This window comes from Nonomuraea glycinis (genome assembly GCF_035920485.1).
In the GTDB taxonomy this organism is placed as follows: Bacteria; Actinomycetota; Actinomycetes; order Streptosporangiales; family Streptosporangiaceae; genus Nonomuraea; species Nonomuraea glycinis.
Genome location: NZ_CP109166.1, coordinates 2,512,841 through 2,533,746, shown reverse-complemented (window position 1 = coordinate 2,533,746; position 20,906 = coordinate 2,512,841). Strand labels below are relative to the sequence as shown.

The window sequence follows — 20,906 nt, the reverse complement described above, 5'->3', positions numbered from 1 at the left end:
TCTGCGATGGTAATCGAGCCGCCGCTCCGGCGCCTGTGCTTAAAAAGCGCGGCCCGCGCTCATGAGGGCAGGCGCAGCTCGGCGAAGACCCCTCGATGGTCGGTGCCCGGCACGTCCAGCACCTCGACGGCGCGCACGCCGGCCCGCCGGTCGGCCAGGACGTGGTCGATGGTGATGAACGGCGGCATGACGCGCACGTTCGGCCAGGTCGGGGTCAGCGCCTGGCCCACCTGGCGGGCGGCGTCGTGATAGCCCTTGGCCAGCAGGTCGCGCATGGCCCGGTGGTCGAGACTGGCGTTGAAGTCGCCGGCCAGCACCCGGATCGGGCCCGTCGTGGGCGGCGGGAGGGCGGCCAGTGAAGCGTTCCATTCCTCGACCATCCTGCCCAGCGGCGGGTTGGGGTGGACGGCGACCACCTCCACCTTGACCCCGGACGGCAGCGACACCTCGGCGGCCGGCATGTTGTGCCCGATGGGCGTGAAGAGGCCGTGCAGTTCCCTGAGCGGGTGCCTGCCGTACAGGCCGCTGCCGGAAGCGCCGCGCTCGTCGAGCAGCACGCGGTGCGGCAGCAGCGCGGGCAGCCCGGCCGCGTCCAGCGCGGCGACCTGCGCGTAGTTGAGCTCCAGCGCGCTGAACACGTCCGGCTGCAGCCGCCGCACCAGCTCGACCACGGCCCGCGCGTCCGCGCGCCCGAACAGGTTGATGGTCAGCACCTTGAACGACGTGCCGCCGGTGGCCGGCTCGCCCGCCGCGAACGCCCTGGGCAGCACGGTGGCCGCCAGCGTCACGCAGGCCGCCAGGGCGACGATCGCGGCCCGGCGGTCGCGCCTGATCAGCGCGACGGCGACCAGCAACGCCGGCACGGGGCTGTACGGGGTGAGCGTCATCAACTGGGTGAGGAACGATCCACTCTCGGCCCCGGTGACCCGGACGACCGCCCAGCCCACCAGGAAGACGACGATCAGCCAGGACAGCCAGTGCCTGCGGCGTCGTGGCGCGACCTTCCCGCCGTCCGCCTCCTGACCAGCCTCGACCGTGATGCTCACGCGTGCCGCCGTTCGGTTCGATCCTGACCTTGCTCCTTGGAGCGTAGACGCAGCCCGGATGAACGACGTCACCGGAGTCCGCACGGTTGCCGTCATCGGCTCGTAAGGTTTCCGCGCGGGGCGCTCGCCTAGGCTGACCGGCGTGATCAGACCTGGTATCGCCGCGCTGGCCGTGTCGCTGCTCGTGGCCGCTTGCGGCACCGGCACACCGAGCGCCGAGCCTGACAGGGCGGCGTCCCCCACCGCACCGAGCGCCGAGGTCGACGGCGCCGCGACGCCCGGCGCACCGAGCACCGAGACCGGCAGCGCGGCGCCTGCCGGTACCTCCACCTCGGCCGCCCCGGAGCCGACGGCGGCCTCCCCGCGACCCGCGACCACGCCCGCCGCGTTGAAGTTCAGCGCGCGGACGCTGGACGGGCGTCCGTTCGACGGCGGCACGCTGGCGGGCAAGCCGGTCGTCTTCTGGTTCTGGGCGCCGTGGTGCTCGAAGTGCCGTTCGGACGCCCCCGCCGTCAAGGCGGCCGTCGGCAAGCATCAGGACGTGCGGTTCGTCGGCGTCGCCGGGCTCGACACCGAGCCCGCGATGAAGGAGTTCGTGCGGAGCACCGGCACCGGCGGTTTCGTCCACCTGTCGGACAGGAAGGGTGCGGTCTGGACCAAGCTGGGCGTCACCCAGCAGTCGGTGTTCGTCTTCATGAAAGCGGACGGCAGCACCGAGAAGGTCACCGGCCCGCTCGGCGCCGACGGCCTCGCGGCGCGGATCGCGAAGATCCAGGCGGGTTGATCGTGTCGGACCTGCCGATCGTGCTGGCCCTCACCGCGGGGACGGTGGCGGCGTTCAACCCCTGCGGGTTCGCCATGCTGCCCGCCTACCTCGCCATGCTGGTCGCCGGTCCGCCCGCCGGTCCGTCCGCCGGTCCGCCCGCCGGTCCGCCCGCCGGTCCGCTCGCCGGTCCGTCCGACAGTGCGCCGGCGACCACGTGGTGGCGAGGGCCGGTGGGCCGGGCCGTGCTGCTGTCCGCTTCGATGACGGCCGGCTTCGTCACCGTGTTCGGCCTGTTCGGACTGGTCGTCACCCCACTCGCGGTGTCGATCGGGAGCTACCTGCCGTGGGTCACGATCGTGATCGGCCTCGCCCTGACCGGGCTGGGCGGCTGGCTGCTGGCGAACCGGACGCTGCTGGTGCGGGTGCCCAAGCTCGCCACCGGCCGCCCGGCCATGTCCGTGTCCGCCCTGTACGGGTATGGCCTGACGTACGCGGTCGCCTCGCTGTCGTGCACGATCGGCCCGTTCCTGGCCGTGATCTCGGCCTCCCTGTCAGGCTCGGGGCTGCTCGGCGGGCTGGCGGTCTTCGTCGCGTACGCGCTCGGCATGGGCCTGGTGGTGACGGTGCTGTCGCTGGCCGTGGCGCTGGCACGTGTGACGGCCGTGACCAAACTGCGGCGGGTGCTGCCGCACGTCTCCCGGCTCAGCGGGGCGCTGCTCGTCGCGGCCGGCTTGTACGTCGCCTACTACGGCTGGTACGAGGTGCGCGTCTTCGACGGCGGTGACACCGCCGATCCCCTGGTGTCGGCGGTGACCGCGGCGCAGGGCGCCGTCTCCGGCCGGCTGGAGGCGTTCGGCCCCGGTGGGATCGCGCTCGTGCTCGCCGTGCTGCTGGCCGTGCTGCTGCTGAACGGGCGGCGGCGGGCCCGAGCGGGCCGGGAGCGCGATTGACGACTCGGCTGCACGGGTGGGTAGGGGGCCCGGGTGAGAGTGGTGGCGCTGTCGGACACGCATGCCCCCCGGTACTGGAAGTCCTGTCCGCCTCGGGTGGCCGAGCAGCTCAGGGGCGCCGACGTCATTCTGCACGCCGGTGACGTGTGCGTGGCGTCCGTGCTCGGCGAGTTGGCCGAGTACGCGCCGGTCCAGGTGGTCAAGGGCAACAACGACGGGCCGGACGTGGTGGCGCCCGAGACCTTGGAGCTGACCCTGGACGGCCTGCGGGTGGCGATGATCCACGACAGCGGCCAGGCCAAGGGCAGGCCGGCCCGGATGCGCCGCCGCTTCCCCGAGGCGGACCTGGTGGTGTTCGGGCATTCGCACATCCCGCTGGACGAGTCAGCCGAGGGGTTGCGCATCTTCAATCCGGGCTCGCCGACCGACCGCCGCCGTCAGCCGCACGGCACCGTGGGGGTGCTGACCATCGAGCGCGGCGTGCTCGTCGAGGCCAGGATTGTCCCCGTGACCTGAGTGGTTCATGGGCGATCGTCCGGGTAGGTCACGAAGAGTAATCATTCGGACACGATCTGGCAGGCGCAAAATGGATCATGTACGGCGGATCGCGCAGGCCGTGCTGTACGAACGCCATCTGCCCTGGCCGCCGGACCGGCACCCGTGGGCGCCCGGGGGCCTCCACCCTCCGGCCGCCGGCGGCGCGCACGCCGGCGGTCCATGGCAGATGCAGACCCAGTGCCTGGTCGAGGCCGGTCCGGCCGACACCGTGGACGTGCACGTACGTTTCCTGCACGTCATCACCCGGGAGGTGGCCCGGGCCCGCGGCGGCGAGCTGGAGCCGGTGGCGGAGCTGAGCGTCGACGGCACCCGGCACCGCGCGGGCCAGGAGGCGCGGGAGCGTGAGGAGGCGGTGTCAGGGCTGGAGCTCGGCCGGCTGGCCGGCGCGCCGCGGGTGATGGAGATCGACGTACCGGCGGACCAGGAGGCCATGTGGCTGATCGGCGCGGACGGCCCGGCCGGGGCCGTACTGCGCGGCTGGGAGGAGCTGCGCGGCCGGGTCGAGGTCCGCGCCGAGCCGCTGCGGGCCCGGCTCTTCCGGCTCACCGTCCGGGTGGCGAACACCACCGCGTGCCGGGGTGCGGCGCGGGCGGAGGTGTGGAAGCACACGCTGGTCTCCGCGCACAGCGTGGTGCACACCCGTGGCGGGCGGTTCGTCTCGCTTCTGGACCCGCCTGAGAAGCTGCGCCCGCTGGCGGAGGGCTGCCGCAACATCGGCACCTGGCCGGTGCTGGTCGGGCGGGCGGGCGAGCGGCACACCATGCTGTCGGCGCCGATCGTCCTGCACGACCACCTGGACGTCTCGCCCCGGCAGCCCGTGTGAGCGTCACCGGGGCGCCCGCTCCGCCGCGATGATCAGCACCACCCCCAGGGCCGCCAGCGCCAGGTTCGCGAAGAGTTCGTGGCCGGTCAGGAGGTCCACCCTCGGGATGATCACCCGGTTGAAGAAGTTCAGGACGATCCCCATGACGGGCTGGACGAACACACGGTCGATGGCTCCGCTGAACCCCTGGAGAGCCAGGACCAAGCCTGCGAACTGGATGGCTTTGCGCATGACCGAAACGCTAGGCGGCGGGGTCCTGATCCGGATCGGACCTGCGTAGGCGGTCGAGTGACGAAAGTATGCGGTCAGGGCTCGATCTCTTCGCGCCGGTGCGACATGTGCGGGTGATGCAGGTCGAAGGCCGGCCGTTCGGACCGGATCGTCGGCATGAAGGAGAAGTTGTGCCGGGGCGGCGGGCAGGAGGTCGCCCATTCGAGCGATCCGCCGAATCCCCACGGGTCGTCCACCGTCACCTTGGGCGCCTTCCTGGCCGTCCTCCACACGTTGTAGAGGAACGGCAGCGTGGAGGCGCCGAGCAGGAACGCCCCCACGGACGAGATCTGGTTGAGCGTGGTGAAGCCGTCGATGACGCTGTAGTCGGCGTAGCGGCGGGGGAAGCCCAGCATGCCGAGCCAGTGCTGGATCAGGAACGTGGTGTGGAAGCCGATGAACAGCATCCAGAAGTGGATCTTGCCCAGGCGGTCGTCGAGCATTCGGCCGGTCATCTTCGGCCACCAGAAGTAGAAGCCGGCGAACATCGCGAACACCACGGTCCCGAACACGACGTAGTGGAAGTGCGCCACCACGAAGTAGGAGTCGTGGACGTGGAAGTCCAGCGGCGGCGAGCCGAGGATCACCCCGGTCAGCCCGCCCAGCAGGAACGTGATGAGGAAGCCGATCGCGAACATCATCGGCGACTCGAACGACAGGTGCCCGCGCCACATCGTGCCGACCCAGTTGAAGAACTTCACCCCTGTGGGCACCGCGATGAGGAACGTCATGAACGAGAAGAACGGCAGCAGCACCTGCCCGGTGGGGAACATGTGGTGCGCCCAGACGGTCATCGACAGCCCGGCGATCGCGATCGTGGCCCCCACCAGGCCGATGTAGCCGAAGATCGGTTTACGGCTGAAGACCGGGAACACCTCGGTGACGATCCCGAAGAACGGCAGCGCGATGATGTAGACCTCGGGGTGGCCGAAGAACCAGAACAGGTGCTGCCACAGCATCGGCCCGCCGTTGGTGGCGTCGAAGACATGGGTGCCGAACTTGCGGTCGGCCATCAGCGCCAGCAGCGCGGCGGCCAGCACCGGAAAGGCCATCAGCACGAGCATGCTGGTCAGCAGCACGTTCCAGGTGAAGATCGGCATCCGGAACATGGTCATGCCGGGCGCCCGCATGCACACGATCGTGGTGAAGAAGTTGACCGAGCCCAGGATGGTGCCCAGCCCGGACAGCACCAGTCCCATGATCCACAGGTCGCCGCCCACCTGCGGGCTGTAGGTGGAGTGGGACAGCGGGGTGTAGGCGGTCCAGCCGTAGTCGGCGGCGCCGCCGCTGACGAAGAACCCGCTCACCGCCATCAGCCCGCCGAACAGGAACAGCCAGTAGCTGACCATGTTGAGCCGGGGGAAGGCGACGTCGGGCGAGCCGATCTGCAAGGGCATGATCACGTTGGCGAACCCGGCGAACAGCGGTGTCGCGAACAGCAGCAGCATGACCGCGCCGTGCATGGTGAACAGCTGGTTGTACTGCTGCGGGTTGACCAGCTGCATGCCCGGCTGCCACAGCTCCGCCCGGATGACCATGGCCATCAGCCCGGCCACGAGGAAGAACGAGAAGGAGGTGATCAGATAGAGGTAGCCGATGACCTTGTGATCGGTGGACGTCAGCCAGTTGACGATCACCGTTCCGGTCCGGTCGCTGCGGGCCGGAGCCACCGGCGAGGTCGGCTGCTCGCGGTCCGACGGCTTCTTGATCGTCACGTGGTTCCCTCTCGTACGCCAGACGTACGCGCATGATTACCCACAGTCATCTCTGCGTACGCCCATGACTCGTCCGCTGATCAGTTGTGCCTATCCGCCCCGAATCCGGGCACAGAAGGTTTTCCCCTCGACCCCTTTTGGAGGACCGGTGAGTACTGCGCAGAGCGCGAGAGCCGCGGCGCGGCGGGCGGCCGACCACCCGATGCTCGACCGGCTGGCCCGCGTAGGACTGGCCTGCCGAGGCGTGCTGTACGCGCTGATCGGCGTGCTGGCGATCCAGATCGCCCTCGGCGGCGGCGCGGGGGAGCAGGCGGACAAGGGCGGCGCGATCACCACGGTGGCCGAGCTGCCGTTCGGGGCCGTGCTGCTGTGGGTGATGGTCGCGGGCTTCGCCGCGCTGGCGTTGTGGCAGGCCTCCGAGGCGATCTTCAGCCACCAGGAGGTCTTCGACCGGGTCGAGGCGGCCGCCAGGTCCGTCGTGTACGTGCTGATCTTCAGCACGTTGCTGACCGTGCTGCTGGCCGGCCGGGCCGCCTCCGAGGACGAGAAGTCCCAGGACATCACCGGCAAGCTGCTCGACCTGCCCGCCGGGCAGTGGATCGTGGGCGCGGTCGGCCTGGGCGTCATCGCGCTGGGCGTCTACTGGGTGTGGCAGGGCGTCGCCAAGAAGTTCCGCGAGGAGCTCAACCTCGGGCAGATGTCCGCGCGGGCCCGCTCGGTGATGGAGAAGCTCGGCCTGGCCGGCTATGCGGCCCGGGGCGCCATCGCGGGCCTCGCCGGGATCTTCGTCGTCCAGGCGGCGATCACGCACGACAAGGACAAGGCCGGTGGCATCGACGCGACGCTGCACGCGTTCGCCGAGACCCCGGCGGGCCCGTGGCTGCTGGTGGCGGTGGCGGTGGGGCTGATGCTGTTCGCCGGCTACTGCTTCGGCGAGTCCCGCTGGCGCCGCACCTAGGCCGTCAGGAACTCTGCGACGTTCTCCTTGGTCGCCACCTTCACCGGCACGGCCATCGTCTTGTCCAGGGTCGCGCCGCCGGCCGCCTTCACCGCCGCGTCCACGGCCTGCTGACCGAGCAGCCTGGGCTGCTGGGCGATGGAGGCGGCCAGGGTGCCGTTCTGGATCGCGGTCAGGCCGTCCGGGGTGCCGTCGAAGCCGACCACCTTGACCTGCTGCCCCGCCCGGTCGCCGAGCGCCTTGATCGCGCCGAGCGCCATCTCGTCGTTCTCGGCGAAGACGCCGGTGACGTCCGGGTGGGACTGCAGCAGGTTCGTCATCACGTCCAGGCCCTTGGTGCGGTCGAAGTCGGCCGGCTGCCTGGCCACCACCTTGATGTTCGGGAAGGCCTTGATGCCCTGCTCGAAGCCCTGACCACGGTCGCGGGACGCCGAGGTGCCCGGCGTGCCCTGCAGGACGATGACCTGGCCCTTGTCGCCCAGCTGCACGGCCAGCTCCTCGGCGGCCAGTTTGCCGCCGGCGACGTTGTCGGAGGCCACGGTCTGGGCCACCTGGGCGCCGGTGACGCCACGGTCGGCGGCGATCACCGGGATGCCGGCACGGTCCGCCAGGGTGACGGCCGGCGCCGCCGCGTTGGAGTCGACCGGGTTGATGATGATCGCTTTCATGCCCTGGCTGGTGAAGTTCTGCACCTGGTTCACCTGCTGGGAGGCGTCGTTCTGGGCGTCGGTGACGGTGAGCGCCGCGCCGAGCTTGGCGGCCTGCGCCTGCGCCCCGTCGCGCAACTGCACGAAGAACGGGTTGTTCAGCGTCGACACCGACATCCCGATCTTCACGCCTGCCTGCTCCCCGCCGCCGGACGAGCCACCGTCCGAGCCGCACCCGGCCAGGCCCAGCGCCAGCGCCACTCCTGCCACGACGATCGCGGGCGTCCGCATGATGATCATCCCCCTTCTAGTACGTTCCCCTGCGGCGCAGGGTGTCGACCAGGACCGCCAGCGCGATCACCGCGCCGATCACGACCTGCTGCCAGAAAGCCGATACGGAGAGCAGGTTGAGCCCGTTGCGCAGCACGGCCAGGATGAGCGCGCCGACGAACGTGCCGAGCGCCTTGCCCTTGCCGCCCGACAGGCTCGCGCCGCCGATCACCACGGCCGCGATCGCGTCGAGCTCGTAGCCCGCGGCGGCTTGCGGCTGGGCGGAGGCCAGGCGGCTGGCCAGCACGATGCCGGCGACCGCAGCGAAGGCGCCCGACAGCCCGTAGGTGATGAGCAGTTGCCGGTCGACCTTGATGCCGGACAGCCGGGCCGCCTCCTCGTTGCCGCCGATCGCGTACATGGCGCGACCCGCGTACGTGCGGTTGAGTATCACCGCGGCGATGACGCCCATCACCACCATCACGATCACCGGGATCGGCAGGTAGCGGCCGAGGTTGCCGCCCAGGGCGGACACGGCTTCCGGCATCGCGATCGGGCTGCCCTGCGAGATGACCAGCGCCAGGCCGCGGGCGATGCCGAGCATGGCCAGCGTGGCGATGAACGGCGGCAGCTTCCCGTACGCGATGAGCGAGGCGTTGACCAGCCCGGCCACCACGCCGACCGCCAGCGACACCACCACGGCCACCGGCCAGGCCACCCCCGCGTCCGTGGCCGTCCAGGCCAGGGTGATCGCCGAGAGCGCCGCGACCGAGCCGACCGACAGGTCGATGCCGCCGGTGACGATGACGAACGTCGAGCCGAAGGCGAGGATCGCGGTGACGGCCGCCTGCACCCCCACGTTGAGCAGGTTGGTCAGGCTGAGGAAGTCCGACGACAGCAGCGACAGCGCCACCACCAGCACGACGAGCGCGGCGACCGCGCCGTTCTCGGCGAGCCAGGCGGCCGCCGGGGAGCGGCGGGCGAGCACGTTACCGGGCACGACTGCCCTCCACTTCGGTGACCGCCAGCGCCATCACGTCGTCCTGCGTGGCCTCGCCCGCGGCCAGCTCGCCGACGAGCCGGCCGCGCGCCATGACCAGGATCCGGTCGCTCATCCCGAGGATCTCCGGCAGATCGCTGGAGATCATCAGCACCGCGCGCCCGGAGTCGGTGAGCTCGTTGACGAGCTGGTAGATCTCGACCTTCGCCCCCACGTCGATGCCGCGGGTCGGCTCGTCGAGAATGAGCACGTGCGCGTCGGCGACCAGCCACTTGCCGATGACCACCTTCTGCTGGTTGCCGCCGGACAGGGTGCGGACCTCCTGGTTCAGACCGGTCATCCGGATGGCGAGCTGGTCGGCCACCTTCGCCGCCGCCGTGCGCTGCCCCCTGCGGTCCACGAAACCGGCGCGGGTGGCGTCGCGCAGGGTGACCAGGCCCAGGTTCTCGCCGATGTCGGCGGTCAGCACCAGGCCCTGCCCCTTGCGGTCCTCCGGCACCAGCCCGAGCCCCGACTCCATGGCGGCGTGCACGTCGTGCGGCGGCAGCCGACGCCCCCGTACGGTGACCTCACCCGAGTCGTAGCGGTCGGCGCCGAAGACCGCCCTGGCCACCTCGGTGCGGCCCGCGCCCACCAGCCCGGAGATGCCCACCACCTCACCGGCGCGCACCTCGAACGAGACGTCGTCGAACGCGCCCCGGCGGCTCAGCCCGGTCACCTTGAGCAGGGGCTCGCCCAGCTCGGCCGGGCGGCGCGGGAACTGCTGGTCGATCGGGCGGCCGACCATGAGCCGTACCAGCTCGTCCTGGGCGGTGTCGGCCGGCACCTCGGCCACCGAACGGCCGTCGCGCAGCACCGTCACCCGGTCGCCGATCGCGGCGATCTCCTCCAGGTGATGGGTGATGAACGCGACCGCCACGCCCTCGTCCCGGAGCTGCCGGACGAGGACGAAGAGCTTGTCGACCTCGCTGGTGGTGAGCACCGCCGTCGGCTCGTCCATGATCAGCACCCGGGCGTTCAGCGCCAGCGCCTTGGCGATCTCCACCATCTGCATCCGGGCGATGCCCAGCCTGGCGACCGGAGTGCGCGGATCGACGTCCACCTCCACCCGGGCCAGGAGCTCTCGCGCCTGCCGGACCATGGCGCCCTTGTCGATCAGCCCGAACCTGCGCGGCGGCCGGCCCAGCGACAGGTTCTCCGCCACGCTCAGCTCGGGCACCAGGTTGAACTCCTGGTAAATGGTGGAGATGCCGAGCCGCTGGGCGTCCCCGGCCGTGCGGATGTCCACCTGGCGGCCGTCCATCAGCACCCGGCCCTCGTCAGGGCGGTAGGCGCCGGACAGCATCTTGATCAGCGTGCTCTTGCCCGCGCCGTTCTCACCCAGCAGTACGTGCACCTCGCCGGGACGCAGGCTCAGATCCACCCCGTCCAGGGCCTGTACGCCGGGGAAGCCCTTGCGCAGGCCCTCGGCCCGGAGTATCGGCTCGCTCACCCCCGTGGTCCTTTCCGGCCGCACGACCGGCGAATCATCAAAGGCGCAGGTAGAACGACCGGAGGTCACCTGCCCGCGTACGCACGGCCCGCACCTCCGCCCCGATCCGTCAGGCTCGCGAGGGCTCCGCCGGGGCGGTGTCACGGTCGCGGAAGGCGGTGCGGGCGAGGGCGGCCAGGCTCAGCACGATGACGGCGCTCACCACCCCGACCACGTTCAGCCCGGTGGTGAAAGCCGCATGCGCCGACTCCAGCAGCACGGCCCCGGAGCCTTCGGGCAGTTCCGTGGCGGTGGCCAAGGCGGCGGGCAGGGTGTCACGGGCAGCGGCGGCGGCCTCGCCGGGCACCCCGTCCGGCACGGTGACGAGCGCCCGGTAGACGGCCGTGCCGACGCTGCCCAGCAGCCCGACCCCCAGCGCGACGCCGAGCTCGCCGCTGGTCTCCGACAGGGCCGACGCCGCGCCGGCCTTCTCCGGCGGCGCCGAGCCCATGACCAGGTCGGTGCCCAGCACCATCATGGGCGCGACGCCGAAGAAGGCCATCGCCATGCCCGCGACCGCCAGGAGCGGCGAGCCGTCCACCAGGGCGAGCAGCAGATAGCCGACGGCCGCGAGCGCCAGCCCGGCTCCGATGAGGCGTCCCATCGGCATCCGGCCGGCCAGCTTCGGCGCGAGCAGCGAGCCGGCGATCGTCAGCAGCGTGGCCGGCAGCAGCCAGACCCCGGCCTCCAGCGCGGACAGCCCGGCGACGAGCTGCAGGTACTGGGCGACCATCATGAACCCGCCACCGGTGGTGACCAACGCCAGCAGCATGATCACCAGTGCCGCAGTGAACCCGCGCTGGCCGAACAGCCGCAGGTCCACCAGCGGCACGGCCAGCGTGCGCTGGCGCCGGACGAACCAGACGCCGAACAGCGCGCCGGCCACCAGGGCGGCCAGTGCCAAGGGCGCCGGGCCGTCCTTGGCCAGCTCCTTGAGCCCGTAGACGACGGGCAGCAGCGCGGCCAGCGACAGGGCCACGCTGACCACGTCGATGCCGCCCGGCTGGGGATCGCGCTGCTCGGGAAGCAGCAGCGGGGCGGCGACGAGCAGCAGCGCCATCACCGGCACCCCGATGAGGAACGCCGACCCCCACCAGAAGCGCTCCAGCAGCACGCCGCCGACCAGCGGGCCGATCGCGCTGCCACCCATGAAGGAGGTCATCCACACGCCCACGGCCATCGCCCGCTGCCGTGGATCCTTGAACATGGTGCCGAGCAGCGCCAGCGTCGAGGGCATCAGCGTCGCCCCCGCCACGCCGAGCAGTGCCCTGGAGGCGATCAACATGGCCGGTCCGGTGGAGTACGCCGCCAGCGCCGACGCCAGCCCGAAGGCGGCGGCGCCGATCATCAGCAGGCGGCGCCGGCCGATCCGGTCGCCCACCCATCCCATGGTCACCAAGAATCCCGCGATCATGAAGCCGTACACGTCGAGGATCCACAGCAGCTCGGTGCCGCTGGGGGCGAGGTCCGCGCTCAGGTGCGGGACCGCCAGATGCAGCACGCTCAGGTCGAGGGCGAGGAGCACGGTGGGCAGCGCGAGGACGGCCAGGCCGGCCCACTCCCGCCGCCCGGCGCGTGAAGAGTTCATCGTCATGGGGCCGAGCCTGACCCGGCCGGCTCTCGGTTTCCGGTCGGTCGTCTGTCGGTAACGTGGCGGTATGCGATTCGGGGTGCTCGGCCCGTTGCGGGTGTGGACGGCCGAGGGGGAGGACGTCGCCATCGGTGAGGCGAAGGTCCGCCTCCTGCTGGCCGACCTGCTCGCGCACGCCGGGCATCCCGTCCCCGTTCACCGGCTGGTCCGGGACCTGTGGGGGGAGGAACTGCCGGCGACCCCCTCGGCGGCGCTGCACACCAAGGTCTCGCGGCTGCGCGGGTCGCTCGGGGCCGCCGGACTGGTGGTCAAGCAGCCGGGCGGCTATCAGCTGCTGACCGAGCCCGAGGCGGTGGACGCCGGCCGGTTCGAGGCGCTGGCCGGGCGCGCCCGCCGGAGCGAGGACCCGCGCGTACGCGCCCGGCTGTTCGGTGAGGCCCTCACGCTGTGGCGCGGTCCCGCGTTCGACGGATTCGCGGAGGAGCCGTTCGCCAGGAGCGCCGCCGCACGGCTGGAGGAGGAGCGGCTGCTCGTGCTGGAGGAGCGAGCGCTGGCCCGGCTGGCGCTCGGCGAGCACGCCGAGGTGGCCGCCGAGCTGGCCGGCCTGGTCACCCGCCATCCCCTCCGCGAGCGCCTGCACGGCGTGCGCATGCGGGCCCTCTACGCCGCCGGGCGGCAGAGCGAGGCGCTCGCCGGCTATCAGGAGCTGCGCGACCGGCTGGTCGCCGAGCTCGGCGTCGATCCCTCCCCGGAGCTGGCCGAGCTCTACACGGCCATCCTGCGGCAGGACCGCGGACTCATCCCCACCGCGCGGCGCGACAACCTCCCGGCCCAGGTCACCGACCTCATCGGCCGGGACGACGACGTCAAGGACGTACGCTCCTCGGTGGCGGGCAGGCGGCTGGTGACGCTCACCGGCCCCGGCGGCGTCGGCAAGACCCGGCTCGCGGTCGAGGCCGCCGCCGGGATGGCCCACGACTTCGCCGACGGCGTCCGGCTGGTCGAGCTGGCCTCCCTCGACCCGCGCGGGGGCACGGCCGTGCTCGCCGCGCAGGTCATGCGGGTGCTGGACATCCGCGACGACGCCCCCGGCCTCCTGACCCTCGCCGAGCCGCTGGACCCACCGGACCGGCTCGCCGCCGCGCTGGCGGCCAAGCGGCTGCTGCTCGTGCTGGACAACTGCGAACACCTGATCGCCGACGTCGCCGAGCTCGCCGCTCACCTGCTGCGATCGGCTCCGGGCCTGAGCCTGGTGACCACCAGCCGCGAACGGCTCGGCCTCCCCGGCGAGGTGGTGCTCCCCGTCGCCCCGCTGGCGCTCCCGTCCGCCGTGCGGCTGTTCGTGACGCGAGCCGTCGCCGCGACGCCCGGTTTCGTGCCCACGCCGGAGGATGAGCCCGTCGTGACGGAGATCTGCCGCCGGCTCGACGGGCTGCCGCTGGCGCTGGAGCTGGCCGCCACCCGGGTGGGCGTGCTAGGGCTGCGGGAGCTCGCGGCCCGGCTGGACGACCGGTTCCGGCTGCTCGGCAACGGGCAGCGCGGCGTGCCGTCGCGGCAGCGGACCCTCCGGGCGGTGATCGACTGGAGCTGGGAGCTGCTGGAGGAGCAGGAACGGGTGGTGCTGAGACGCCTTTCCGTGCACGCCGGCGGCTGCACCCTCCAGGCGGCGGAGGAGATCTGCGGCGGCGACGGGATCGACGTGCTCGACGCGCTGGGCCGGCTGGCGGACCGGTCGCTGGTGACGGTCACCGACGGCCCCCGCTACCGGCTGCTGGAGTCGGTGGCCGAATACAGCCGGGAGCGGTTACGCGAGGCGGGCGAGGAGGATCTCGTACGCGACCGTCACGTCCGCCACTACGGGCGCCTGGCCGACCGCGCCGAGCTGCGCGGCCACGACCAGTGCGACTGGCTGAGCCGCCTGGACGCCGAGGCCGGCAACCTGCGCCGGGCTGTCCGCCACGCCCGCAGGAGCCGGGCGTTGTCCCTGGTCAACGCGCTGACCTGGTACTGGGTGCTGCGCGGACGGCTCGACGAGGCCCACTCGGCGCTGGCGGCCGTGTGCGGCCGGGTCGACGAGCCGTGGCCGCCGCCGGCGGACGAGCTCGCGGAGGTGCGCGGCCCGCTGGCCGAGGCCCGCGTGTGGCAGGTCGGCGTCGAGCTCCTCCGGGGCCAGGGCCACGACCGCCGCACCCGCATCGAACGGGCCCTCGCCGCCTACCGTGACCTGGAGGACCCGATCGCCCTGGCGCGGGCCCGCTGGTTCCTCGGGTACGCCGGGTACGGCACGGCCGACCTGGCGTTGGGCGAGGACCTGCTGGCGCGGGCGCTGGACGGGTTCCGGGAGCTGGACGACCGCTGGGGCGAGGCCGCGGTGCTGTGCGCGCTGGCCAACACCGCGCTGGCGCGGGGCGAGCTGGTCTCGGCGCGAGAGCGGGCCGAGCGGAGCGCCGCCCTCTTCACCGGCCTGGGCGACCACTGGGGACTGTCCCAGACCAGCTACCCGCTGGGCGTCCTCGCCGAGATCCGCGGCGACTACCCGGAGGCGGCCCGGCTGCTGCGCGCCGGCCTGCGGATGGCCGAGGAGCTCGGCCTGTGGAGCGAGGTCGCCGACCGGATGTCCGCGCTCGGCAGGATCGCGCTGCTGGTCGGCGACTTCGACGGCGGCCGTGACCTGCACGAGCGCGCCGTACGGCTCGCCGCCGAGCAGGCGTTCACCCCCGGCGAGCGGTACGCCCAGATCGGGCTCGCACTCGGCGCCCGCAGGCAGGGCCTGCTGGACGAGGCCGAACGGCACCTGCGCGAGGTGCTCGACTGGTTCCGCGAGTACGACCACTACGGCGCGACCGCCCTGCTCATGGCCGAGCTCGGTTTCGTGGCCGAGTTGCGCGGGCAGGCGGCCGAGGCCAGGCGGCTGCACGTGGAGGGGTTCGAGGAGGCCCGGGTGTTCGGCGACCCGCGTGGCCTCGCGCTGGCGCTGGAGGGACTGGCCGGGGCCGAGGCGCTCGCGGGCGACGCGCGTAAGGCCGCGGTCCTGCTGGGCGCGGCCGACCGGGCGCGACGCTCCACCGGCGCGCCGCTGCCGCAGGGCGAGCGCGGCGACGTCGACCGGATCGAGACGGCGGCCCGGCGCGACCTGGGGGAGGAGGCGTTCACCGACGCCTTCGCCCAGGGCGCGCGCCTGTCCCCGGAGGAGGCGTACGCGGTCGCCCGCTGACCACGACCGGACGTGTCACGGCTCGTCTCCTCTGGCGGGGAGACGAGCCGGACGGGTCTTAGGGGCAGGGGATCAAAGGCGCGAGATGCGTACGGCGTCCGCGATGACGTAGCCGGTGCCGGAGGTCCAGCGGCTCACGCCGACCACGTTCTGGGTGCCGGCGTTGAGGGCGAAGGTGCCGATGGTGCGCCAGGCTCCGCCGCCCGAGCGCTGGTCCACGTACACCGTCTGGTTGCCGCCGGCGGCGGCGACGATGTACGGCGCGGAGCTGTTGTAGCCGGCGTCGCTCGGATACCAGACCTCCACCCGGTAGTTGCCGGCGCTGGGGATGGCCGCCTGGAACCAGGCCGGGTCGCTGGCGGCGACCGGGTCGGCGAAGCGGTAGTCGGCGCCGTGCCGGTCGCTGGAGTAGGCCGAGGTGCCCCAGTTGGCGCTGGCGGTGAACCCGGCTGCGGCGTTGTCCACAGTGGTGGTCCAGGAGGGGGTGCCGCCGTCGTCACCGGTCACGTAGTTCATGTACGTGGTCCAGTTCCAGTGCGAGCCCGGGTCGGTGTGGGTCGCGCCGGGGACCTGGTTGTGGCCGATGATGCCGGTGCGGGTCTTGGGGATGCCGTACTTGTCGCACATGTAGCGGGCCAGCGCGGCGGAGGAGCGGTACATCGCCTCGGTGAACCACGAGGCGTCGTTGACGAAGCCCTCGTGCTCGATGCCGATGGACCGGTTGTTGTAGGAGGAGTTCCCGGCGTGCCAGGCGACGTCCTTGTCCCGCACCATCTGGGTGACCGCGCCGTTGGAGGACTTGATCACGTAGTGGGCGGAGACGGCGGCGCTGGGGTTCTGGAACCAGGAGATGGTGCCCGCGTAGGAGCCCTGGGTGACGTGGATGACGATCCGGTCGATGTTGTAGCTGGTCTCGCGGCTGGAGACCCGGTAGTTGCCGGAGTTGGCGGCGACCCAGGCGGCGGGCGGGTAGTCGGTGCTGGCCACGGCGGCCCGCGCGTTGAGGTCACGGGCGTTGGCGAGGTCACCTCGGTCGGCGGTGACCTCCTGCGGCTTGACGGTCACGCCGCGGGCTTCGAGGCCGAGGCCGAGGCTCTCGTAGACGGCGTCGGCGTACAGGCGGGCCAGCTCGGGGGTGGTGGCGTTGCCGTACTTGGCGACGGCCTGGTACCAGCGGCCGGGGTCCTTCCTGGCCGTCTCGTCGAGGCCGAGCGCGTCGGCGTGCGAGCGGAGCACGGCGGCCGCGCCGAGGATGTTGGCGGCGTCGTCGGCGCGCAGCTTGGCGACCGGCAGCTCGGTGAGCTCGGCGGCCTTCTCCAGGGACTTGCTGGTCGGGTTGCTGACCAGGTGCATCAGGCCGTACCCGCCGCTGGCGCTGGGCTCGCCGCCGTGGCCGTCGAGGTGGGTCTCGGCGTAGCCGAGGGCGACGAGCAGGTCACGGGGGACGTCGTGGGCGGCGGCGGCGCGGTCGAAGGAGTCCGACAGCGGGTTCTGCGAGCCGGCCAGGGCGGGCTGGCCGGCGAGGACCATGAGGGAGGCGATGACGAGGGCGACTAATCGCATGCGAGGGGATGTCATGGGTGCTCCTCACCGAGGGGTGTCGGTCGCACAGTAAGGGCATTCCATGACCGATGTCGATAATTGACATTACAAGGGCATGAAAGGAAAATTTCCGCCCGCGCGATGGCCATCCGCCTCATATGAACCGAGTGAAGACTATTGCGCTTTGTGGCAAGTGCGCTGAAACTTCTCTTCGTGACCACGCTTCTGCGGATCGTCCTCGTGGCCCTCACCGCCGTGTTCGCTCTCGTCGTCACTCCTGCCGCCGCTCCCGCGACGGCCGGAGGGTGCACCGTCGACCCCGCCACGCCCAAGCGGCAGCTGCGGGGCATGTGGATCTCCAGCGTCGCCAACATCGACTGGCCGAGCCGGACCGGCCTGAGCGCCTCCGCGCAGCAGGCGGAGCTCCGCGCCTGGCTGGACCTGGCCGTGCAGCGGCGGATGAACGCCGTGTTCGTGCAGGTCAGGCCGACCGCCGACACGTTCTGGCCGTCGTCGCTCGAGCCGTGGTCGCAGTGGCTGACCGGCACCCAGGGCGGCGACCCCGGCTACGACCCGCTCGCCTTCATGGTCAGCGAGGCGCACGCGCGCAACCTGGAACTGCACGCCTGGTTCAACCCGTACCGGATCGCCAACCACGACGACCCCAGCAGGCTGCAGGCGAGCCACCCCGCTCGCCGCAACCCGAGCTGGCGCTTCGCCTACGACGGCAAGCTCTACTACAACCCCGGCCTGCCCGTCGTCCGCGACTTCATCCAAGACGTGATCATGGAGGCCGTCACCCGCTACGACCTCGACGGCGTGCACCTCGACGACTACTTCTACCCCTATCCCGCCGCCGGCCAGACCATCCCCGACGCCGCCGCCTACGCCGCGCACGGCGCCGGCTTCGCCAACGTGCACGACTGGCGCCGCGAGAACGTCAACCTCCTCGTACGCGAGCTCGACCAGCGCATCCACACCGCCAAGCCCTGGGTCTCCTTCGGCGTCAGCCCGTTCGGCATCTGGCGCAACGCCGGCACCGACCCGCTCGGCTCGCGCACCTCCGGCCTGCAGTCCTACGACGCCATCTACGCCGACACCCGCCTCTGGGTGAAGCAGGGCTGGGTGGACTACATCGCACCGCAGCTCTACTGGTACATCGGGTACGGCCCGGCCGACTACGAGGTGCTCACCGCCTGGTGGGCGGGCGTGGCCAGGGACACCGGCGTCCAGCTCCTCATCGGCCAGGCCGCCTACCGCGCGGGCGCGAGCGGCCAGGACCCCGCCTGGCAGGACCGCGCCGAGCTCAGCGACCACCTGTACGTCAACAGGCGGCACCCCGAAGTGGCCGGCGACATCTTCTTCAGCGCCAGGGACGTCAAGGCCGACCGGATCAACTCCTTCTCCACCCTGGCGAACGCCCACTACACCAAGCCCGCGCTGCTGCCCGCCCGCGGCACGTCCGCCGCGCCCGCCGCCCCCGCGATCACCTCGGCCACCCGCGGCTCCGGCGGCGTCGCCCTCGCCTGGCAGGGAAGTGGCGCCACCTCCTACGCCGTCCACCGGGTGACCGGCACCCCGGCCGCCGCCGACCCGTGCACCTTCGCCGACGCCCGCAACCTGCTCACCACCACGAGGAAGACCACCTTCACCGACGCTTCGGCGACGGCCGGCACCGCCTACACCTACTACGTGACCGCGCTCAACCGCACCCACCAGGAGAGCCCCCCGAGCGCCGGCAAAGCCGTCCCCGCGGGGTCGAGCGGCGGGTTCAGCGTCGTCATCGACAACGCCGACCCCGGTTTCACCGCGAGCTCGGGCTGGGGCACCTCGGCCTTCTCCGGCCAACTGCACGGCGCCGACTACCGCTTCGCCGAGCCGGTGTCAGCGAGCGACCCCGCGTGGTTCCGGGCCGGCATCCCCAGCGCGGGCGGCTACCGGGTGGAGGTCTGGCATCCGGCCGACGCCGGCTACAACAGCGCCGCGCCGTACATCGTGGCCGCCGACGGCGGCAACCGGACCATCACCGTGGACCAGCGCACAGGCGGCGGCCAGTGGCGCTCGCTCGGCGACTTCACCCTCGCCGCCGGCACCTACAACGTGGTCGGCGTGAGCCGCTGGACCTCCACCAGCGGGTACGTGATCGCCGACGCGATCCGCATCACCCGGCTCTGATCACCCGGCTCCGAGCCGGAGACCGGTCCGTATCGTCCTGCGCTGAGCCGTGTCACCCGGCTTGGGGATCGACGTGGACCTTCGGTGCGGGTCCCCATGCGGCGGGGCGGTCGCCGGCGAGCACTCGCGCGACCTCCTCCAGCGTCACGGTGGCGGCGATCAGCGGGCGCGGATCGACCGTGCCCGAGGCGTACAGGTCGATGGTGTCGGCCAGGCCGCCCGAGGCGCTGAGGACACCGGTGGCGGTGACGTCCTTGAGCACGAGCGTGCGGGTGTCCAGCAGGCTGGGTGCGGCGGCGATGCCGATGTAGACCACGGTGCCGCCGGGCTCCACGAGCTCGGCGGCCAGCGCCGGCAGCGAGGTCGCGCCCGAGGCGTCGATGATCGCGTCGAAGCGCAGGCCGGGCAGGGTCTCGCGGGTCCAGGTGGGGCCGAGCGCCAGGGTGCGGGCGAAGGCCAGCGAGGGATCGTCGCGGCCCATCAGGTGCACCTCGACGCCCTGGGCGGCGGCCAGCATGGCGGCGAGCAGGCCGATCGTACCGGGGCCGAGCACGAGCAGCCGCCGTCCCGGTGACAGGCGGGCGGCGCGGACCGCCCGCAGCGCGTTGCCACCCGGCTCGACCAGCGCGCCGAGCGCGGGATCGAGGGTGCCGGGCAGCTTGTGCAGAGCCGTGACCGGGACGGGCAGCCGCTCGGCCAGGGCCCCCGGCCAGCCGTTGCGGATGCCGATCTCGTACCGGTCGGCGCACAGGTGGTGGCGCCCGCCGGCGCAGCGGTCGCAGTGGCCGCAGCCGAGCATGGTGTCGCCGGTGACGCGCTGCCCGAGCCAGACGGGGTCGACGCCCGCACCCACGGCCGAGACCACACCGCACCACTCGTGGCCGATCCGGATGGGGTAGCGGGCCTGGCCGGTGTGCAGGTAGCTCATGGCGCCGGAGAAGAACTCGGCGTCGGTGCCGCACACGCCGGCCCGCTCGACGTCCACCACGACCTGACCGGGCCGCGCCTCGGGCGACGGGACACCCCCCACGCCACCCTGACCTGGCCCGGTGATGACGAACGCGCGCATGCTCACCGTACGAACCGGATGCCGGCGGAGGCGTGCGTGCTCATGGCGCACGTGCTCATCGTACGAACCGGATGCTGGTCAGGACGTTCGCGCTCGCGCGGTCCAGGACGTGGGCGCCGGCGGCGGGGGTGGGGTCGCCGGCCCTGGCCCGAGCCAGCAGCCGCCGGCAGCGGCGGCGGTGGCGGGCGAACGTGCGCTCGGGCACCACCCTGCCCCTGGCGTGCTGCCCGGCGAGCGCGGCCTCGGGAGCCACGTCCAGCAGGAGCAGGTGGAAAGCCGCTCCGGAGCGCCGGGCCATCCAGGCGAAGACGCGCAGCACGGCCGGACCGCAGCCCCGGTTGTGCGCGACCACCGACCGGCCGCTGCGCACCGCTGCCCGGATGCGCCACAGGTGCGTGGCGAACACCACGCCGGTACGCACCGGTTTGGGGGCCCAGCCGAGCCGCCCGGCCCAGCGCAGGCGGGACTGCATCGAGTCGATCACCGTCGCCTCACCCACCGTGACCGGCACGGCCTCGGTGCCGTCCAGGGCGTACAGGCGTCTCAATAAAGTGGTCTTGCCCGCACCGGGCAGCCCGGTGAGGATGACCAGCGACCCCGCCGGATAGCGCAACGACTCCGCGGCGTTGCAGGCGGCGGGCAACGAGACGGTCACGGCCTACTCACTTCCCCACGACCCGTAGACGACGCGTCAGTATAGGCGGGCCCGTATACATGATCATATTGCTTGCCGACGAAAAGACAGTGTTTGCAAGTTGAGTTGAGCTCAACCAATATGGAT

17 protein-coding genes are annotated in these 20,906 nt (G+C 72.1%); 7 read left to right on the top strand and 10 right to left on the bottom strand.

The window, feature by feature from the left end; translation table 11 throughout:
• Positions 1 to 59: 59 nt before the first annotated feature.
• Positions 60 to 1,046: an endonuclease/exonuclease/phosphatase family protein gene (locus tag OHA68_RS11645; RefSeq protein WP_327107649.1), complete on the bottom strand. Its 987-nt coding sequence runs from the start codon at positions 1,044 to 1,046 to the stop codon at positions 60 to 62.
• Between the two features lie 142 nt (positions 1,047 to 1,188).
• Here OHA68_RS11645 and OHA68_RS11640 point away from each other — a divergent pair, with 142 nt between their 5' ends.
• The 4 genes from OHA68_RS11640 to OHA68_RS11625 all read left to right on the top strand — a co-directional run bounded on the left by OHA68_RS11640 (position 1,189) and on the right by OHA68_RS11625 (position 4,143).
• Complete coding sequence (locus OHA68_RS11640) at positions 1,189 to 1,830, top strand: redoxin domain-containing protein (RefSeq protein ID WP_327107648.1); 642 nt, start codon at positions 1,189 to 1,191, stop codon at positions 1,828 to 1,830.
• 2 nt (positions 1,831 to 1,832) lie between these two features.
• A complete protein-coding gene (locus OHA68_RS11635; RefSeq protein WP_327107647.1) occupies positions 1,833 to 2,762 on the top strand; it encodes a cytochrome c biogenesis CcdA family protein in 930 nt (309 codons plus the stop codon).
• Between the two features lie 33 nt (positions 2,763 to 2,795).
• Positions 2,796 to 3,278, top strand: coding sequence for a metallophosphoesterase family protein (locus OHA68_RS11630; protein ID WP_327107646.1), 483 nt, complete (start codon positions 2,796 to 2,798; stop codon positions 3,276 to 3,278).
• Positions 3,279 to 3,348: 70 nt separating this feature from the next.
• Positions 3,349 to 4,143 (top strand): hypothetical protein, encoded by a 795-nt coding sequence (locus OHA68_RS11625; protein ID WP_189137865.1) that lies wholly within the window; start codon positions 3,349 to 3,351, stop codon positions 4,141 to 4,143.
• A 3-nt stretch (positions 4,144 to 4,146) separates the two neighbouring features.
• Here OHA68_RS11625 and OHA68_RS11620 read toward each other — a convergent pair whose 3' ends face one another.
• Entirely contained in the window at positions 4,147 to 4,374 is a 228-nt protein-coding gene (locus OHA68_RS11620) for a hypothetical protein (protein ID WP_327107645.1), read from the bottom strand.
• 74 nt (positions 4,375 to 4,448) lie between these two features.
• Complete coding sequence (gene ctaD / locus OHA68_RS11615; RefSeq protein WP_327109491.1) at positions 4,449 to 6,083, bottom strand: aa3-type cytochrome oxidase subunit I; 1,635 nt, start codon at positions 6,081 to 6,083, stop codon at positions 4,449 to 4,451.
• A gap of 193 nt (positions 6,084 to 6,276) precedes the next feature.
• On the opposite strand from ctaD, the gene OHA68_RS11610 reads away from it, so the two are divergent.
• Positions 6,277 to 7,086: a DUF1206 domain-containing protein gene (locus OHA68_RS11610; protein ID WP_327107644.1), complete on the top strand. Its 810-nt coding sequence runs from the start codon at positions 6,277 to 6,279 to the stop codon at positions 7,084 to 7,086.
• Here the strand turns inward: OHA68_RS11610 and OHA68_RS11605 are convergent.
• The 4 genes from OHA68_RS11605 to OHA68_RS11590 form a co-directional block, all read right to left on the bottom strand.
• On the bottom strand, positions 7,083 to 8,033 hold the full coding sequence (locus OHA68_RS11605; RefSeq protein ID WP_327107643.1) for a D-ribose ABC transporter substrate-binding protein: 951 nt from the start codon (positions 8,031 to 8,033) through the stop codon (positions 7,083 to 7,085). The two genes, OHA68_RS11610 and OHA68_RS11605, sit on opposite strands and share 4 nt — an antisense overlap.
• 7 nt (positions 8,034 to 8,040) lie before the next feature.
• Positions 8,041 to 9,003, bottom strand: coding sequence for an ABC transporter permease (locus tag OHA68_RS11600; protein WP_327107642.1), 963 nt, complete (start codon positions 9,001 to 9,003; stop codon positions 8,041 to 8,043).
• Positions 8,993 to 10,495 carry a sugar ABC transporter ATP-binding protein gene (locus tag OHA68_RS11595; protein ID WP_327107641.1) on the bottom strand — a complete coding sequence of 501 codons (1,503 nt, stop codon included), beginning with the start codon at positions 10,493 to 10,495 and terminating at the stop codon, positions 8,993 to 8,995. The genes OHA68_RS11600 and OHA68_RS11595 overlap by 11 nt, the downstream gene beginning before the upstream one ends.
• A 109-nt stretch (positions 10,496 to 10,604) precedes the next feature.
• Positions 10,605 to 12,128, bottom strand: coding sequence for an MFS transporter (locus tag OHA68_RS11590; protein WP_327107640.1), 1,524 nt, complete (start codon positions 12,126 to 12,128; stop codon positions 10,605 to 10,607).
• 64 nt (positions 12,129 to 12,192) lie between these two features.
• Between OHA68_RS11590 and OHA68_RS11585 the strand changes: the two genes are divergently transcribed.
• Positions 12,193 to 15,339, top strand: coding sequence for an ATP-binding protein (locus tag OHA68_RS11585; protein ID WP_327107639.1), 3,147 nt, complete (start codon positions 12,193 to 12,195; stop codon positions 15,337 to 15,339).
• 72 nt (positions 15,340 to 15,411) lie between these two features.
• On the opposite strand, the gene OHA68_RS11580 is transcribed toward OHA68_RS11585, so the two are convergent.
• Entirely contained in the window at positions 15,412 to 16,917 is a 1,506-nt protein-coding gene (locus tag OHA68_RS11580) for a golvesin C-terminal-like domain-containing protein (protein WP_327107638.1), read from the bottom strand.
• A 177-nt stretch (positions 16,918 to 17,094) separates the two neighbouring features.
• On the opposite strand from OHA68_RS11580, the gene OHA68_RS11575 reads away from it, so the two are divergent.
• A complete protein-coding gene (locus OHA68_RS11575) occupies positions 17,095 to 19,056 on the top strand; it encodes a family 10 glycosylhydrolase (protein ID WP_327107637.1) in 1,962 nt (653 codons plus the stop codon).
• A gap of 52 nt (positions 19,057 to 19,108) precedes the next feature.
• Here the strand turns inward: OHA68_RS11575 and OHA68_RS11570 are convergent, their stop codons facing one another.
• Together OHA68_RS11570 and OHA68_RS11565 are read right to left on the bottom strand one after the other, a co-directional pair.
• A complete protein-coding gene (locus OHA68_RS11570) occupies positions 19,109 to 20,176 on the bottom strand; it encodes a zinc-dependent alcohol dehydrogenase (RefSeq protein ID WP_327107636.1) in 1,068 nt (355 codons plus the stop codon).
• A 4-nt stretch (positions 20,177 to 20,180) separates the two neighbouring features.
• On the bottom strand, positions 20,181 to 20,780 hold the full coding sequence (locus tag OHA68_RS11565) for an AAA family ATPase (protein ID WP_327107635.1): 600 nt from the start codon (positions 20,778 to 20,780) through the stop codon (positions 20,181 to 20,183).
• Between the last annotated feature and the right edge of the window lie 126 nt (positions 20,781 to 20,906).